Genomic DNA, 16242 nt, shown 5'->3' with positions numbered 1-16242 from the left:
CCAAGGGCTGCATTCAGGACACGGCCCCTTTTGGGAGAGCAAGAATGACAGATCAAAGTTCCAACGATCAATTCCACGCGTCAAGCTTCATGCAAGGCCATAACGCCGAGTATCTCGAACAGCTTTATGCGCAATATGCCAATGATCCAAATGCGGTCGATGCAGCATGGCAGGGCTTTTTCGCCCAGCTTGGCGACGCTGATCTGGACGTGAAGGCAGAAGCCACCGGCCCCTCTTGGGCGCGCGCCGATTGGCCGCCCCTGCCGAACGACGATCTAACAGCCGCGCTTGATGGGCAATGGCCTGCGCAATCAGAAACCAAAGCTGCAGGCGACAAGATCAAAGCAAAGGCCGCAACAGCGGGCGTCGAAGTCAGCGACGAAGCTATCAAACGCGCTGTACTCGATTCCATTCGTGCGCTCATGCTCATTCGTGCTTACCGTATTCGTGGCCACCTCGCCGCTGATCTCGACCCACTTGGCATGCGCGAAGCATCCAAACATCCAGAGCTTGACCCGAGATCTTACGGCTTTACTGACGCAGATATGGATCGCCCGATCTTTATCGACAACGTATTGGGCTTGCAGATCGCCTCCATGCGCCAGATCGTCGACATCGTGAAACGCACGTATTGCGGCACGTTTGCCCTGCAATACATGCATATTTCTGATCCAGAAGAAGCAAGCTGGCTCAAAGAGCGTATTGAAGGCTTGGGCAAAGAAATCCAATTCTCACGCGAGGGTCGCAAAGCCATTCTCAACAAGATGGTCGAGGCCGAGGGCTTTGAGAAATTCCTTCATGTGAAATACATGGGCACCAAACGTTTCGGCCTTGATGGCGGCGAAAGCTTGATCCCTGCGATGGAGCAAATCATCAAACGCGGCGGCGCTTTGGGCGTTCAAGACATCGTCATCGGCATGCCGCACCGTGGGCGCTTATCCGTTCTTGCAAACGTGATGAGCAAACCCTACCGCGCCATTTTCAACGAATTTCAAGGCGGCAGCTTCAAGCCTGAGGATGTGGACGGCTCTGGGGACGTAAAGTATCACCTTGGTGCCAGCTCTGATCGTGAATTTGACGGCAACAACGTGCACCTTTCGCTGACTGCGAACCCCTCACACCTCGAGGCGGTTAACCCTGTGGTGATTGGGAAAGTGCGTGCCAAGCAAGACCAGCTCAACGATGAGGAGCGCATCAAAGTGATGCCGATCCTACTTCACGGCGATGCGGCCTTCGCGGGTCAAGGCGTTGTTGCGGAGTGTTTTGCGCTCTCGGGTCTGCGCGGCCATAAAACTGGCGGCACGATGCACATCGTTGTTAACAACCAGATCGGTTTCACCACGGCTCCGCATTTTTCACGCTCCTCGCCCTATCCAACAGACAACGCTTTGGTTGTGGAAAGCCCGATTTTCCACGTCAACGGCGATGATCCAGAGGCAGTTGTTCACGCAGCGAAAGTCGCGACTGAGTTCCGCCAGAAGTTCCACAAAGATGTCGTCATCGACATCATTTGCTACCGCCGCTTTGGTCACAATGAAGGGGATGAACCGATGTTCACCAACCCCGTCATGTACAAAAAGATCAAGACGCATAAGACCACGCTCAGTCTCTATACAGAGCGGCTGGTTAAAGACGGTCTCATCCCAGAGGGTGAGATCGAAGATATGAAAACAGCCTTCCAAGCGCATCTGAATAATGAGTTTGAAGCCGGCAAGGATTACAAACCCAACAAGGCTGATTGGCTGGATGGCAAGTGGTCACATCTGGATCGCCGTAAGGACGAATACCAGCGCGGTGAAACCGCGATTGCGCCAGAAACACTCGCCGAAGTGGGGACCGCACTCACCAGAACGCCAGACAATTTCCCGCTGCATAAAACAGTCGGGCGTTTGCTCGATACAAAAAAGAAAATGTTCGAAAGTGGCGAGGGCTTCGATTGGGCCACGGGCGAGGCTTTGGCCTTTGGCGGATTGCTAACCGAAGGCATGGGCGTGCGCCTCGCGGGTCAAGACAGTACGCGTGGCACGTTTTCGCAGCGCCACTCGGGTTTGATCAACCAAGAAACCGAAGAGCGGTATTACCCGCTCAACCACATCCGCGAAGGCCAAGCGCATTATGAAGTCATCGACTCTATGCTCTCGGAATATGCGGTCCTCGGTTTTGAGTATGGTTACTCAATGGCGGAGCCAAATGCGCTGACTCTTTGGGAAGCCCAGTTTGGTGATTTCGCCAATGGCGCGCAGATTATGTTCGATCAGTTCATCAGTTCCGGTGAAAGCAAATGGTTGCGCATGTCGGGTCTCGTTGTCCTTCTACCTCACGGTTTCGAGGGCCAAGGACCAGAGCATTCGTCCGCTCGACTTGAGCGTTTCTTGCAAATGTGTGGTCAGGACAACTGGATCGTCGCGAACTGCACGACGCCGGCAAACTACTTCCACATTTTGCGCCGCCAGTTGCACCGTACTTTCCGAAAACCCCTGATTTTGATGACGCCAAAATCTCTGCTGCGTCACAAATTGGCCGTCAGCAAAGCGGAAGAGTTTACGACTGGATCCAGCTTTCACCGCGTCCTCTGGGATGATGCGCAATACGGCAATTCGAACACAAAACTGGTTGCCGATGACAAGATCAAGCGCGTCGTGATGTGTTCAGGCAAGGTATACTATGACTTGCTCGAAGAACGCGACGCACGCGGTCTTGATGACACGTACATCATGCGTTTTGAGCAATTCTATCCTTTCCCTGCGAACTCTGCGGTCAAAGAATTGGGTCGCTTCAAGAACGCGGAAATGGTCTGGTGTCAGGAAGAGCCCAAAAATCAAGGTGGCTGGACCTTTATGGAACCGAACCTTGAGTGGGTCCTGAACCGCATCAAAGCGAAACATGAGCGCCCTGTCTTTGCGGGTCGTTCGGCAAGTGCCTCCCCAGCAACGGGTCTGGCCAGCATTCACAAAGCACAACAAGCAGCACTCATCGACGATGCGCTGACACGGAAAGGGAAGTAACCCATGAGCACAGAAATTCGCGTTCCAACATTGGGCGAGTCGGTCACAGAGGCCACCGTTGCCACATGGTTCAAGAAGCCAGGAGATGCCGTTGCTGTTGATGAAATGCTTTGTGAGCTGGAGACTGACAAGGTTACAGTCGAAGTGCCTGCAACGGCCGCAGGTACTATGGGCGAAATCGTTGCCTCAGAAGGCACAACTGTTGGCGTTGATGCTCTGCTCGCGACCATCATTGAAGGATCCGGTACCGTGAGTGCACCCGCTAAACCTGCGAAAGCCGCAGCGAGATCAGACAGTCCAGCGGCAAGCGTTGATGTCATGGTCCCAACCTTGGGTGAATCCGTGACCGAGGCAACGGTCAGCACATGGTTCAAGAAAGTCGGCGACACGGTCGCGCAGGACGAAATGCTCTGTGAGTTGGAAACCGACAAAGTCTCCGTCGAAGTGCCTGCACCATCTGCTGGCGTTTTGTCTCAAATTATCGCCGCGGAAGGCACAACAGTTGATGCTGCAGCCAAGCTCGCCGTCATTGGCGGCGCGGCGGCCAGCGTGAGTGATGCACCAGCGGCAGCTACCGCACCCACTACCAGCGCAGGTGGCAAAGACGTGGAAGACGCGCCTTCCGCGAAGAAAGCGATGGCCGAAGCGGGCGTTTTGCGCGATGCTGTCACAGGCTCTGGCCGCGATGGCCGCATTATGAAGGATGACGTTGCCAAAGCGCTCTCCGCAGCTCCTGCCCCCGCTGCCGCACCTGCACCCGCGCCGCGTGCCCCTGTCAGTGCCGACGATGCCTCGCGTGAGGAGCGTGTGAAGATGACACGCCTGCGCCAGACAATCGCGCGGCGCTTGAAGGAAAGCCAAAACACGGCAGCCATGCTCACCACCTACAACGAAGTTGACATGACCGAGGTGATGGCCCTTCGCAATGAATACAAAGACCTGTTTCTTAAGAAACATGGCGTCAAATTGGGCTTCATGTCTTTCTTCACGAAGGCCTGTGTTCATGCGCTGAACGAAGTTCCCGAAGTAAACGCTGAGATTGATGGCACTGACGTTGTTTACAAGAATTTTGTCCACATGGGTATTGCGGCGGGTACGCCAACAGGTCTGGTCGTTCCTGTGATCCGCGATGCAGATTCAATGTCATTTGCTGGCATCGAAAAAGCAATCGCCGAAAAAGGCGCGCGCGCGCGCGACGGCAAACTATCGATGGCGGAAATGCAGGGCGGCACCTTCACAATTTCCAACGGTGGCGTCTACGGATCGCTGATGTCTTCACCGATCTTGAACCCGCCACAGTCGGGCATTCTTGGCATGCACAAAATCCAGGATCGCCCGATGGCCATCAATGGTGAAGTTGTGATCCGCCCGATGATGTATCTTGCCCTGTCCTATGATCACCGCATCGTGGATGGCAAAGGCGCGGTAACCTTCCTTGTGCGCGTCAAAGAAGCGCTCGAAGATCCTCGCCGTCTTTTGATGGATCTGTAACCTACCGCGATGGCCTATTTGGAACCCAAAACGCTGACCTACCCGCATTGTGGCTTTAGCGCCAAGGTGAATTGGGTCGTCGAAGTTGGGCAACACAGCAGACTTGGTCAGACGCCCTCGCGGCGTCTGCATCATATCGCGCCTTTCATCCGTGATCCGTTAGATCGAAACGTGGTTATTTGCCCGAAATGCAAGGCTGCTGTTACATGACTAAAGCAGCGAAGACAGCTGTGATGGCCTGTATGCGCAATGGGGGGCTCTTCATTGTTGAATGGCTCGCATATAATCATGTGATTAGCTTCGATCAGGTCGTGATTTATTCAAGCATCGCGCCGCCACGCTTCTAACACCAGCGCAGATCAATGCTTGGTCCAAACCGCACGCAAGGAATTCACAGTAATGACACCCGAACTAATAACTCTTACGCTCGCGGCATTGCTGCAAATCTTGCAGTTTTGTGCATACTCAATCGCTTCAATCAGTCAGGTTGGCGTCTATAAAGCAGCGGGTCCACGTGATAAACCCATCGAACTCACTGGCGTCGCAGGCCGACTTCAAAGGGCAATGAACAACCACTTTGAAGGGCTGATCCTTTTCACAATCGCCGTGGTCGTCGTCACTTATACGGACCAATCCAGCGACATCACGATGCTATGCTCATTCGCCTATCTTGGCGCGCGTATTCTCTATATTCTGGCATATGTCTTCGGCCTTGCCCCATGGCGCTCGCTCATCTGGTTCGTTGGATTGGCTGCAACCATTGCAATGCTTCTTTCCACGCTTTTTTAACATTCGCTTTGCCAAATAAACTCTGGGGGATGCTCGGCTTGCCGAGACGGGGGCAACGCCCCCACCCCACCAAACCCAAAAAGGACACATCATGTCTGACTATGACGTTATCGTAATCGGCTCCGGCCCGGGTGGCTATGTCAGCGCAATTCGCTGCGCACAATTGGGGCTAAAAACTGCCTGTGTTGAGGCGCGTGACACGCTTGGTGGCACATGTTTGAACGTGGGCTGCATCCCGTCTAAGGCGCTGCTTCACGCCTCCCATCAATTGCATGATGCGCAGCATAATTTCGCTAAAATGGGTCTCAAGGGCAAAAGTCCTTCGGTGGATTGGACCCAAATGCTCGCCTACAAAGATGAAGTGATTGAGGGCAACACAAAAGGTATCGAGTTCCTGTTCAAAAAGAACAAAATCGATTGGCTCAAAGGCTGGGGCAGCATTCCCCAGGCCGGCAAAGTCAAAGTTAGTGATGAGACACATAATGCGAAGAACATCATCATCGCGTCAGGTTCAGAACCTTCATCACTGCCTGGCATCGAGGTGGACGAAAAGATGGTCGTGACATCAACAGGCGCGCTTGAGCTTGGCAAAATACCGAAGAAAATGGTTGTCATTGGTGCGGGTGTCATCGGCTTAGAGCTTGGCTCTGTCTATGCACGTCTTGGCGCAGAGGTGACGGTCGTTGAATTTCTCGATGCGATCACGCCGGGAATGGACGCAGAAGTGCAAAAAACCTTCAAACGGATTTTGGGCAAACAGGGCTTGAATTTCGTGCTTGGCGCGGCGGTTCAGGGGGTTGAGACCACCAAGAGCAAAGCAAAGGTCACCTATAAACTTCGCAAAGATGACAGCGAACACATGATTGATGCGGACACGGTTTTGGTCGCAACAGGGCGCCGTCCGTTCACAAATGGTCTCGGCCTAGACGCCTTGGGCGTGGAAATGTCCGAACGTGGCCAGATCAAAACGGGCAGCGATTGGCAAACCAACATCAAGGGGATCTACGCGATTGGCGATGCAATTGATGGTCCAATGCTCGCGCACAAAGCGGAGGATGAGGGCATGGCCGCCGCAGAACAGATCGCAGGCAAGCATGGTCACGTGAACTACGGCGTGATTCCCGGTGTGATCTACACGCATCCCGAGGTCGCGAATGTGGGCAAGACAGAGCAAGAGCTCAAGGATGCTGGCCAAAACTACAAAGTTGGCAAGTTCTCATTCATCGGCAACGGTCGCGCCAAAGCGAACTTTGCGGGCGACGGCTTTGTTAAGATCCTCGCGGACAAAGACACAGACCGCATTTTGGGTGCCCATATCATCGGACCAAGTGCGGGTGATCTAATCCATGAAGTCTGTGTTGCCATGGAATTTGGAGCCTCGGCAGAGGATTTGGCGATGACCTGTCACGCGCATCCGACCTACTCAGAAGCCGTGCGCGAAGCAGCGCTTGCTTGCGGTAATGGCGCAATTCACGCGTGAGCGTTTAAACTTCGAAACCCGCTTCACGCATCAGCGCGTTAGAGCGGGTTTCGACCCGCTCTTCGAGCAAAGCCATGAACTCTTCGCGCGTAAGGCCCGCATCTATTGGCTCAAGAAATTCAACAACGGCCACACCCGGTTTTCGGTAAATCCCTGTGCGCGGCCAAAACACTCCAACATTGGTTGCAACGGGATAACATGTTTGTCCCATCTGTTCGTAAAGAACGCCCGTGCCAACCTTGTAAGGCTTCTGCGCACCCGGTGCGACGCGTGTACCTTGGCTGTAAATAATCAGCTGACCCGCTTCGACCAAGCCTGCCTTTACATCCGCGACCATCTTTTCAATCGCCGCCCCACGCTTGCCGCGATCCACGGCGATGCAGTTCAACAGCTTCGCATATTGCCCAATCACTGGCGTCCACAGGATTTGCTTTTTCATGATGAACTTGCCCGCAGGAATAGCGGTAAAAATCATCATGATATCTAGAAAGCTCTGGTGCTTGGCTGCAACCAATCCCGGCTCTGTCGGTGGTGTGCCACGCACTTCGATCTTCAAGCCCACCATCCAGCTTGCGGTCCAAAAAACCCAACGGCTGTAGGTCTTGCAACAGGTGCGCGCACCGCGCTTTGAAAACAACGCCCAAGGTGCAAACAGCAAACCAATTATCAGCATCATTAAATAGATTTGCCCCACAAACAAAAGCGAACGCAGCCATTGCACAGGGTTTTTCTTTTCGTTCATGTGAGGCTCCATAGGGTATTTCGCGCGGCAAGACGCGTGGGAGGGGTCGCGGCGACAGCCGCAAGAATAGGGATCAAAAAAAGCAGAAACCAATGCCCGCCTTGTAAGCCAAGTCCTGTCAAGAACCCACCCTCTTCGGAAGCGCTGGGAAGAAACAACAAAGCAACCATACCGAGGACAGTGCCTATCGCCGCGCCCGTCAAGGCACGCAGGGTAAAGCGCCGCATGAACGCTTGTGCAATGTAGGAGTCGCGCGCACCCACGAGCCGCATAACAGCGATCACTTGCGCGTTGGCTGCGAGCGCGGCCAGTGAAATCATCGCGCCTTTCGCAAGTGCGATCAGAATGATTGAAATCCAGCCCAGCATCCGAAGTGAGCTGGCCGCAGACACCAAAAGTGCGCGCCACCGTGCGTGGTAGACCGCGCCGGGAACTTCACCGCTGTAGGTATGGGCAACTGTATGGAGTTCGATCAAGCTCTGGCCTTTCCTGCCTGCTGCCGTTTGACGACAAACCTGTGCCTTGTTCTGCCTCAGCGCGCGCGCGGTTTCAATCACTCGTCGCGCGATCGCGCGTATGGGATTTACCATATTGCCTGCGCGGCATATGGTATTCGCTGGAAAGGCCGTTTTTGGTCTGCTGAATATGCCAGAAGGCAAGGTGTGATATGCGTTTGATTTGTCCAAATTGCGGGGCTCAGTATGAGGTTCCAACGGAAGTCATCCCGACTGAAGGACGCGATGTCCAATGTTCAGCGTGCTCAAACACGTGGTTTCAAGCGCGTCCCGATCATGATGCAGGCCTTGCGGATGAGGTGGATCGCGCCAGCGTAGAACCTGTCGCACTACCGCCAGAACCTGAACCTGCTCCCGAACCTGTGCAAGACGCACCGACGATGATGTGGCAAGAACTGGACCATGAGATTTCCGACATTTTGCGCCAAGAGGCGGAGTTCGAAGCCGCAGCTCGCGCCGCAGAGCAGGGCGCGCCTTTGGAAACACAACCTGATCTTGGACTGGAAGCAAAACCAAAAAACGAACGCGAGTGCCGTGCACGCGAAGCGCGCAAGCGGATGGCGCGTATGCGTGGTGAGCCTGAGCCAGACGAAGTTGCAGTCGCCGCAGTGACCGCAGCTGCCGGATCGCGCCGCGATTTGCTGCCTAATATCGAAGAAATCAACTCGACTTTGCGCTCATCTGGTGAGCGTCGCCGCCTGGCCGAAGCAGATGATGCAGGTTTGCCCGGAACGACAACGCGTATTGAGCGCAAAGGTCGCAGGTTCAGACGCGGCTTCGTTACGATGATAATGCTTGGCGCTGCCGCCGTTGGTGCCTACATTTTTGGCCCCCAAATTACAGAATTTGTCCCCGCTTCTGAACCTTATATGGCGCAGTATAGTACGTTGGTTGAGGATGCGCGCACTTGGTTAGGCGAGTCTGTTGACGGCGGCCTTGCGTGGTTAGATCAAAAGGCTGCGGAAACAACCAAACCTTAGAATCGATCCAGTAATCGTCGAAGGTAATCGCGTTCGACTTCCGGTCGCACGCTCTCGCCGCTGCGCTTGCGAATTTCGTCCAGCAGTTCACGCGCACGACGATACACATCCTCGCCCTGCAACAAGCCTTGATCTGTGCCCGCTTGCCCTGTCGCGCCGGGATTGCGACCTAAAGGATCACGTTGCTCACCGCCTTCGCGCCCGTCTGCTGAGCCTTGCTGACCCTCGCGCCCTTCCGCTTTAGCCATTGCTTCACCTAGATTTTGCATGCCTTCACGCAAGGCATCCATCGCTTCGGCTTGTCGATCAATCGCTTCGGGTAAATCATCACTCTGCAAAGCCTCCCCCGCCCCGCGCATCGCGTCTTCTGCACGGCGCAGTGCCTCGCGTGCGGCGTCACCTGCCTCGGATCCAGCGCCGGGCAAAGCACCACGCTGACGCTCGACTTCGCGGCGTAGGTTCTCTTGACGCTCAGCCAAACCTTGGCCTTCGCCTTGCTGTCCATCGCTGGCCTCACCAGATTGACCCTCGCCCTGCCCCTGACCTTCGCCAGATTGTCCTTCGTGCAACTGACCACGGCCCTGACCGCCGTTGCGCCCTTCGTTGCCATCACTTTCGCCCGCTTGCGCGCCCGGATTGTATTGCTCTTGAAGATCGCGGAATGCCTGGTCCGACAAGCCTTGCTGACCACGCAACACATCCGCAAGACCTTCCATGGCTTGTTGACCCTCAGATTGCTGGCCTTCGCCTTGTTGGCCCTCAGCGACCTGCATGTTCTCCATCATCTCTTGCAGCTCTTGCAGGGCTTGCTCTGCCTCGGCCATGCGGCCTTCTTCCATCAGTTCCTGAATGCGATCCATCATATCTTGCAGATCATCCTGCGTCATTTGCATCGCATCATCTCGCATGCCTTGCTGGCGCTCTTGGGTCTCACTATTGCGCGCAGTTTCGCGTTGTAGCTGGTTGATGTAGTTCTCATTTGCGCGCCGCAACTCATCCATCAACTCTGTAATTTCTTCGTCGCTCGCTCCGTTTTTCATCGCTTCTAATAGGCGCTCTTGCGCGCGGTGCATCCGCTCCAATGCGTCCTCAACATCGCCATCTTCGATCAAAGTCGCGAGGTCCCAAAGCGCGACCACCGCTTCATCGCGCGCCTCTTTTGTAAACTGATCAAACGCGATTTGCGTCTCCAAGCGTCGCAAAATCATGCGCATCCGTAAGTATGTGGTCTTAGAGCGGAACACATCATCGGGTCGATGCGAGATCGCGCGTATCATCTGTGTTGTGCGATCCGCGTTATCTTTCGACCACAAAAGCCACTGACGCTGTTCGATCAAAGCCCGTGCCATCGGATCGAAAAAGCGACGGCCCGGCAAAATCAAATGCGTGGTGTTCACGTCAGAGCTTTGCCCCTTGGCATCTTGCACCGTCATTGACAGTTTCACAGGCAAGTTCGCAAAGGGATGTTCAGAGAAATTCCCGATCAAAGTTTCAGCAAAGTCACTACGATCGCCGGAAATAGGTAGCGGCAAGTCAAGCGCGATGTTGGCGCGCACCTCTGGATCAACCGACAGCCCATAGCGGCGTGAAACCGCATTCAGATCCAGCGCTATTTCTGCTGATCCGCCGACAACCTCATAATCGTCAGAGGCAACAAACGGCAAGCTCATGACACCATCCGCCCCCCTCTCCGCCGCGCCCACAACTTCAACGCGCGGCTGCGTGTCAGGCGTGACCGCAATATCCCAAAGTCGCCCATTCGGCCCGGCAATTTCCAGTGTTCCACTTGTAAGTGCTATGAAATTTTGTCCCGGATCAGCTGCGCTACCCGTGCCTTCAATCCTTTGCGAAACGGTTTCAGCGACGGTTAACGCGCCTATTTCACCATATAAGCGTAGACTAATACGGCTGCCCTCGGGCACATCTATTTGCCCATCTTGATCGTTCAAATAGAGGCTGGGTTTGCCTGTGTAGGCAGGCGGTTCAATCCACCCCTCCCACACCGGACCGCTCATCACAGCCCCGTTGTTCTGCGCAATCTCAGTGACTGTGCCCACACGCCAGAGCGAGCCGAACAACACAGCAACCCCAAACAGCAAAGCCGCAACATAACGCAGCGCGAAAGGGTCGCGCGCGGCAAGGCGGACCTTTGGCTTAACGGCTTTCGCATCGGCTGTCCGCGCCGCCATTCTCGATTGATGTACCCGCCAGACCACCGCAGAGGCCTCATCGCTTGGCCCGATCGCTTGCGTGTCCATCAGTGCTTGGATCGGGCGACCAGCTAAACTGCTATCGAGCCGTGCCATCGCTTCCATGCGGTTTGGAAGGCGAAAGAGCATGAAGCCACGGATCAAAAAATAAAGTCCAGAAATTGCGGAAAGAACAGCTATGCCCCAAACCGCCTCAATTAGAAAACTCTCGTGCCAGCCCAACATCAATACGGCAAGCACCGCAATGATAATGCTCCAAAGCGGCCACAACGCGCGCGCGGCGCGCTCCGCAGTCATCCCCGCCCAAGTCATCCAAAGCGGGCCACGCAAACGCGCGATCACCTTTGAATACTGGGATGTTTCAGGACCCATGCGTTGCTCCCCGCCCATCACGCGCGGGGATGCGCGTCAGAGCCATTCAGGGATGGTATCTCGATTTATCATTTCGTCAAAGGTCGGACGAGGCCGAATGACAGCGAATTGATCACCTTTGACCAGAACTTCGGGGATAAGGGGGCGCGTATTATACTCTGACGCCATCACAGCACCGTATGCACCAGCCGAACGGAACGCGACCAAATCGCCCGCTTTCAGGGGCGGCATATGCCGTCCTTTGGCAAACGTATCACCGCTCTCACAGACAGGCCCAACGATGTCATAAGGTATCGGCAAAACACCGACTTCTGACTCCACCACAGGTACAATATCGTGGTGAGCATCATACATGGCCGGGCGGATTAAATCGTTCATCGCCCCGTCAATTATAAGAAATTCGCGATCCTCACCGGATTTCACATAGATCACTTGGCTGACCAAAAGCCCCGCATTGCCTGCGATCAAACGACCCGGCTCAATCTCGATCTCGCAGCCCAAGTGCCCGACACATTTCTTTATCAACGCGCCGTAATCCGTCGGCGACGGTGGTGCTTCATTCGAGCGCGCATAAGGGATACCAAGCCCGCCGCCGAGGTCCAAGCGAGAGATCTCATGCCCATCGGTACGAAGTTGCTCAGTCAGCTCTGCGACCTTGTTGTAAGCGGCTTCAAACGGCGCAAGATCGATCAATTGGCTGCCGATGTGCACATCGATCCCAATCACTTTGAGACCCGGAAGCGACGCGGCCAGGTCGTAGACCTCGCGCGCACGGCTAATCGGTATACCGAACTTGTTTTCAGACTTTCCCGTTGCGATCTTCGCATGGGTTTTCGCATCAACATCAGGGTTCACCCGAATGGTAATCGGTGCGATAACATTAAGCGCAGTTGCAATTTCCGAAATGACCTGCATCTCGGGTTCGCTCTCCACATTGAACTGGCGAATGCCACCCGTAAGCGCCTGATGCACTTCTTCGCGCGTCTTCCCGATGCCGGAAAATACGATGCGCTCGCCTGGCACGCCTGCAGCCTTCGCACGCGCATATTCCCCGCCAGAAACGACGTCCATTCCAGCACCCAACGCTGCAAGCGTCTTGAGAATTGCCTGATTGGACGCTGCTTTCATGGCATAGCATACAAGGTGCTCTGTGCCTTCAAGCGCGTCGTCTAACAGCTTAAAATGACGCTCTAAAGTCGCGGTGGAATACACATAAAACGGTGTGCCCACGCTTGCGGCAATCTCGCTCAGCGGGACATCTTCGGCGTGCAAAGCGCCATCTCTGTAAAGAAAGTGATCCATGCGCGCGTGAATAATCACAAACTCGCGCGCATTCAATCACTATCGCCATGCCCCGCTTCTTCAGTCCTAATATACCACGGGGGAGGCTCAGCTTGCTGAGACGGGGGCAGCGCCCCCAGTTCTTAAACCTGTTGTTCTTTGCGAAGCTGCTTCATCTGCTCGGTGCGCTCTTTCAAGATCGCCTGCGCGCGCGCCTCAACACGATCAAACACGGGAGCGAAATCAGCATTATTGATGCCGCGATCATGAGGCAATTGATAGAGCGCATGGAACGGGTTAGCATTGCATTCGATAATCACAGGACCATCTTCGCCAACCGCGATATCCCAACCAAAAACACCAAACTCTGGGAAAAGGCTGTGACCTTGATTCGCGACTTCTTTCACCTTGTCCCAATGCGGCACTTGGAAACCGGCAAAGCTCTTGCCAGAGATCGGATGTTGCTCAAGAATTTGACGGTCAAGGCCAGCGCCAGCATGACTGACTTTGCCAGTCTCCGCATCAACCGCCCCCAGCATAGAACCGGATTGCCAGGAGTTATCTGACATCGCTTTCGGGGATGGGATTTTCCAAAACGCATATAGAACACGCGGCGCGCCTTCTTCAATCACTGTGACAACGCGCATGGTTCCCACGGCTTGCCCTGCCAAAGCCGAGACGGCTTTGTGCTGTTGCACAGCACTCTGGAACGTAAATCCTTCTGGATAATCTGCGATCACCTAATGTGCGAAGGCGTCGATGTCGAACGATTTTCCATTGCCCATCTCGATCAAACCTTTGGCAGCATCGATGCCCGTCAGTAAGGCTGAGCCTACAGATTTCGACCCTTCCAAGGTTTTTGCAAAGACCGGATAAATCGCTTCAGATTTCAGAAACCACGAAACATCCGAAGGTGCGCGCAGGGTGTTGATCCCACCGAAGCCGCGCTCGGAATGGGCAACCGCTTGGGTTTCTGTTGTGGGCAGGTTCATGCCTTTCAGCATCGTCGTGTAGAGCACCTTGTCGCGAATGAATGAGCGCTTATCGCCAAGCTTCGCAGGCGAAAGGCGCAGGTTCAGCTGGTAGCTGCCTTTTTCACCGTCAAACTGAAGCTTTTCTTCCGCAGTCAAATACGTGCGGTAATGCTGTGCTGCGTAATACTCAACAAACGCAATGCCCGCCTTACGATCCAATTTGAACATTTCGCGCATTGCTTGATTGGGCTGACACCAAACTTGCGTGCGACCTCAACGATCATCTTGGACGCGGGCATCGCCGCTTTATCTGGTACCGCCAAAAGCGCTTTGTTGCTGTGGATCTGCGACGCGTCGATGCTGCTCATGGGATATTCCTCTGCGTGAATTGCCTGTTGCTGAGAAAAATGGCCCTCAAATGTACTCAAACTTGGACAGATTAAGGCCAAAGTCAGGAAAATAGATCAAATACAGCGTTTCTGTTTCCAAATCCGCAAACAAGCGATCATCTGGCGGGACGGGTGCGCAAAAACAGATACAAAGGCAAACCACAGCTGACACCAATGCAAAAGGTTGCAGGGATCGCGATCAGCGCACTCCAATTGCGGCGCGTAAACACCTCCACCAAGATCCAGACCGTCAAAGCAACCGCAGCAATTGTGAGATCCCAAACCAGCCCGGAACTCGCCGTGTTGCTATGCCAAGCATCCACCATTTTCATGATGTTCCAGCCCTCGGCCTGAAACCACTTAATGAAATAAAACATAGGATGGATCGCGCCCCAAACGGCAAGCGCGAGATAGATCAAACGTAGGGGCGACATCGTGGTCTCCTTATCAAACTCAGCTGTCTTGTTCCTGTTCAGCGCTTCCTTGTGCGGCGGCGGCTCTTTCCTCTAGTCGTTCTTTCAATGGTTTTGTGGGTTTTGTGGGCCTCCCATCAGCTCCGCAAGACGCAACAAACGCAACAACAGTCAAACCGAACATAAGCCGTTTCATGCCAAAATCTCCCGCCAACGCGCCACTTGGGCACGCACTTGCACGGGCGCGGTTCCCCCATAGGACGTGCGCGATGCCACGGAGGCCTCAATTGTCAGTACAGAAAACACGTCTTCCGTGATCTCGCCGTGAACAGATTGCAGCTGCTCCAAACTCAAATCAGGCAAGTCACAGCCCTCTTTTTCAGCCAAGGCTACCAAAGATCCCGTCACATGATGCGCGTCGCGAAACGGCATGTCCAACGCGCGCACACACCAATCCGCCAAGTCCGTCGCAGTGGAGAAACCAGACCCCGCAGCCGCAGCGAGACTTTCACGGTTTGCCGTCATATCGCGTACCATGCCATCCATTGCCGCCAGCGCGAGCATCCAGTTATCCGCCGCGTCAAACACCTGCTCTTTGTCTTCCTGCATGTCCTTGGAATAGGCCAAGGGGAGACCCTTCATCACGATCATCAACGCTGTGTTGGCACCAAATATCCGTCCAATCTTCGCACGGATCAATTCCGCTGCATCAGGGTTTTTCTTCTGTGGCATGATGGAAGACCCCGTCGAGAATCGATCTGACAAAGTCACAAACCGGAATTGTGCAGATGACCAAATCACGAGTTCTTCTGCCAAACGGCTGAGATGAACCGCGCAAATTGATGCTGTGCTCAAAAACTCCAAGGCAAAATCACGATCACTTACCGCATCGAGCGAATTTGCAGAAGGACGATCAAACCCAAGCGCCTGTGCTGTGGCATCCCGATCAATCGGAAATGACGTTCCCGCCAAAGCAGCCGCGCCAAGCGGGCTTTCATTCATGCGCACACGCGCATCTCGCACACGCGACAAGTCGCGGCCCAACATCTCGACATAGGCCATCATGTGATGCCCCCAAGTCACCGGTTGCGCCGTTTGCAAGTGCGTAAACCCCGGCATAACCCAATCCGCGCCTGCTTCAGCTTGATCCAACAAACCGCCAATCAAAGACAAAATCGCGCCTTCGGCTGCATCAAACTGATCCCGTACCCATAGTTTGAAATCTGTCGCGACCTGATCATTGCGCGAACGCGCCGTGTGCAAACGACCTGCCGGCTCGCCGACGATCTCTTTCAAACGCGCTTCCACATTCATGTGAATGTCTTCTAAAGCGGCTGAATACTCGAACGATCCCGTTTCAATCTCTGACAAGACCGTGAGCAGCCCTTCCCGAATGGCTCCCGCGTCGGTATCTGTAATGATACCTTGGGCCGCCAACATGCTTGCATGGGCTCGGGAACCGTCGATGTCCTGACGCGCCATACGTTTGTCAAACCCGATCGAGGCATTAATTGCCTCCATAATCGCATCGGGTCCGGCAGCAAAACGGCCGCCCCACATCGCATTGGAAGAAGTTTTGGTCATGTGCCTACCCTTGGAGG

At 54.6% G+C, this 16242-nt stretch carries 13 protein-coding genes and 1 pseudogene; 6 read left to right on the top strand and 8 right to left on the bottom strand.

Annotated elements, in window-relative coordinates; all coding sequences use genetic code 11:
* The first annotated feature begins 44 nt into the window (after nucleotides 1–44).
* The 5 genes from QZ280_RS05490 (at nucleotide 45) to lpdA (ending at nucleotide 6765) form a co-directional block, all read left to right on the top strand.
* Entirely contained in the window at nucleotides 45–3005 is a 2961-nt protein-coding gene (locus QZ280_RS05490) for a 2-oxoglutarate dehydrogenase E1 component (RefSeq protein ID WP_293441568.1), read from the top strand.
* Between the two features lie 3 nt (nucleotides 3006–3008).
* Nucleotides 3009–4496, top strand: coding sequence for a 2-oxoglutarate dehydrogenase complex dihydrolipoyllysine-residue succinyltransferase (gene odhB / locus QZ280_RS05485; protein WP_293441567.1), 1488 nt, complete (start codon nucleotides 3009–3011; stop codon nucleotides 4494–4496).
* Nucleotides 4497–4702: 206 nt separating this feature from the next.
* On the top strand, nucleotides 4703–4843 hold the full coding sequence (locus QZ280_RS05480; RefSeq protein ID WP_293441566.1) for a hypothetical protein: 141 nt from the start codon (nucleotides 4703–4705) through the stop codon (nucleotides 4841–4843).
* A 52-nt stretch (nucleotides 4844–4895) separates the two neighbouring features.
* Nucleotides 4896–5285, top strand: coding sequence for an MAPEG family protein (locus QZ280_RS05475; RefSeq protein WP_293441565.1), 390 nt, complete (start codon nucleotides 4896–4898; stop codon nucleotides 5283–5285).
* A 91-nt stretch (nucleotides 5286–5376) separates the two neighbouring features.
* Complete coding sequence (lpdA, locus tag QZ280_RS05470) at nucleotides 5377–6765, top strand: dihydrolipoyl dehydrogenase (protein WP_293441564.1); 1389 nt, start codon at nucleotides 5377–5379, stop codon at nucleotides 6763–6765.
* 4 nt (nucleotides 6766–6769) lie between these two features.
* Here the strand turns inward: lpdA and QZ280_RS05465 are convergent, their stop codons facing one another.
* Both QZ280_RS05465 and QZ280_RS05460 read right to left on the bottom strand, forming a co-directional pair.
* A complete protein-coding gene (locus QZ280_RS05465; protein WP_293441563.1) occupies nucleotides 6770–7507 on the bottom strand; it encodes a lysophospholipid acyltransferase family protein in 738 nt (245 codons plus the stop codon).
* Nucleotides 7504–7950: pseudogene (locus QZ280_RS05460) on the bottom strand (FtsX-like permease family protein); the annotation flags it as partial. The gene QZ280_RS05465 and the pseudogene QZ280_RS05460, both read right to left, overlap by 4 nt.
* A 224-nt stretch (nucleotides 7951–8174) precedes the next feature.
* On the opposite strand from QZ280_RS05460, the gene QZ280_RS05455 reads away from it, so the two are divergent.
* Nucleotides 8175–9002, top strand: a complete 828-nt coding sequence (locus QZ280_RS05455; protein ID WP_293441562.1) for a zinc-ribbon domain-containing protein — start codon at nucleotides 8175–8177, stop codon at nucleotides 9000–9002.
* Here the strand turns inward: QZ280_RS05455 and QZ280_RS05450 are convergent.
* The 6 genes from QZ280_RS05450 to argH form a co-directional block, all read right to left on the bottom strand.
* Complete coding sequence (locus QZ280_RS05450; RefSeq protein ID WP_293441561.1) at nucleotides 8999–11584, bottom strand: TIGR02302 family protein; 2586 nt, start codon at nucleotides 11582–11584, stop codon at nucleotides 8999–9001. The genes QZ280_RS05455 and QZ280_RS05450 overlap by 4 nt on opposite strands.
* Nucleotides 11585–11620: 36 nt before the next feature.
* The gene (lysA, locus tag QZ280_RS05445; protein ID WP_293441693.1) at nucleotides 11621–12886 is read right to left on the bottom strand and encodes a diaminopimelate decarboxylase; all 1266 of its coding nucleotides are present in this window, start codon (nucleotides 12884–12886) and stop codon (nucleotides 11621–11623) included.
* Between the two features lie 122 nt (nucleotides 12887–13008).
* On the bottom strand, nucleotides 13009–13605 hold the full coding sequence (locus QZ280_RS05440) for a sugar-transfer associated ATP-grasp domain-containing protein (protein ID WP_293441560.1): 597 nt from the start codon (nucleotides 13603–13605) through the stop codon (nucleotides 13009–13011).
* On the bottom strand, nucleotides 13606–14067 hold the full coding sequence (locus QZ280_RS05435; protein WP_293441559.1) for a hypothetical protein: 462 nt from the start codon (nucleotides 14065–14067) through the stop codon (nucleotides 13606–13608). It lies immediately after the preceding gene.
* Nucleotides 14068–14344: 277 nt separating this feature from the next.
* A complete protein-coding gene (locus tag QZ280_RS05430) occupies nucleotides 14345–14662 on the bottom strand; it encodes a DUF2834 domain-containing protein (RefSeq protein ID WP_293441558.1) in 318 nt (105 codons plus the stop codon).
* Nucleotides 14663–14833: 171 nt separating this feature from the next.
* Nucleotides 14834–16225, bottom strand: a complete 1392-nt coding sequence (gene argH / locus QZ280_RS05425; RefSeq protein ID WP_293441557.1) for an argininosuccinate lyase — start codon at nucleotides 16223–16225, stop codon at nucleotides 14834–14836.
* Nucleotides 16226–16242: the final 17 nt, after the last annotated feature.

Origin of the sequence: Planktotalea sp. (assembly GCF_018607995.1) — a bacterium.
Lineage (GTDB): Bacteria > Pseudomonadota > Alphaproteobacteria > Rhodobacterales > Rhodobacteraceae > Planktotalea.
Note: the sequence above shows the minus strand (reverse complement) of the source record. Positions and strands in the feature narration are given on the sequence as shown.

Bases quoted from the DNA above. Each gene is read 5' to 3' on its own strand.
- QZ280_RS05435 (WP_293441559.1), bottom strand. From the start codon at position 14,067: ATGTTCAAATTGGATCGTAAGGCGGGCATTGCGTTTGTTGAGTATTAC.
- lysA (WP_293441693.1), bottom strand. From the start codon at position 12,886: ATGGATCACTTTCTTTACAGAGATGGCGCTTTGCACGCCGAAGATGTC.
- lpdA (WP_293441564.1), top strand. From the start codon at position 5,377: ATGTCTGACTATGACGTTATCGTAATCGGCTCCGGCCCGGGTGGCTAT.
- QZ280_RS05430 (WP_293441558.1), bottom strand. From the start codon at position 14,662: ATGTCGCCCCTACGTTTGATCTATCTCGCGCTTGCCGTTTGGGGCGCG.
- QZ280_RS05480 (WP_293441566.1), top strand. From the start codon at position 4,703: ATGACTAAAGCAGCGAAGACAGCTGTGATGGCCTGTATGCGCAATGGG.
- odhB (WP_293441567.1), top strand. From the start codon at position 3,009: ATGAGCACAGAAATTCGCGTTCCAACATTGGGCGAGTCGGTCACAGAG.
- QZ280_RS05490 (WP_293441568.1), top strand. From the start codon at position 45: ATGACAGATCAAAGTTCCAACGATCAATTCCACGCGTCAAGCTTCATG.
- QZ280_RS05475 (WP_293441565.1), top strand. From the start codon at position 4,896: ATGACACCCGAACTAATAACTCTTACGCTCGCGGCATTGCTGCAAATC.
- QZ280_RS05465 (WP_293441563.1), bottom strand. From the start codon at position 7,507: ATGAACGAAAAGAAAAACCCTGTGCAATGGCTGCGTTCGCTTTTGTTT.
- QZ280_RS05455 (WP_293441562.1), top strand. From the start codon at position 8,175: ATGCGTTTGATTTGTCCAAATTGCGGGGCTCAGTATGAGGTTCCAACG.
- argH (WP_293441557.1), bottom strand. From the start codon at position 16,225: ATGACCAAAACTTCTTCCAATGCGATGTGGGGCGGCCGTTTTGCTGCC.
- QZ280_RS05450 (WP_293441561.1), bottom strand. From the start codon at position 11,584: ATGGGTCCTGAAACATCCCAGTATTCAAAGGTGATCGCGCGTTTGCGT.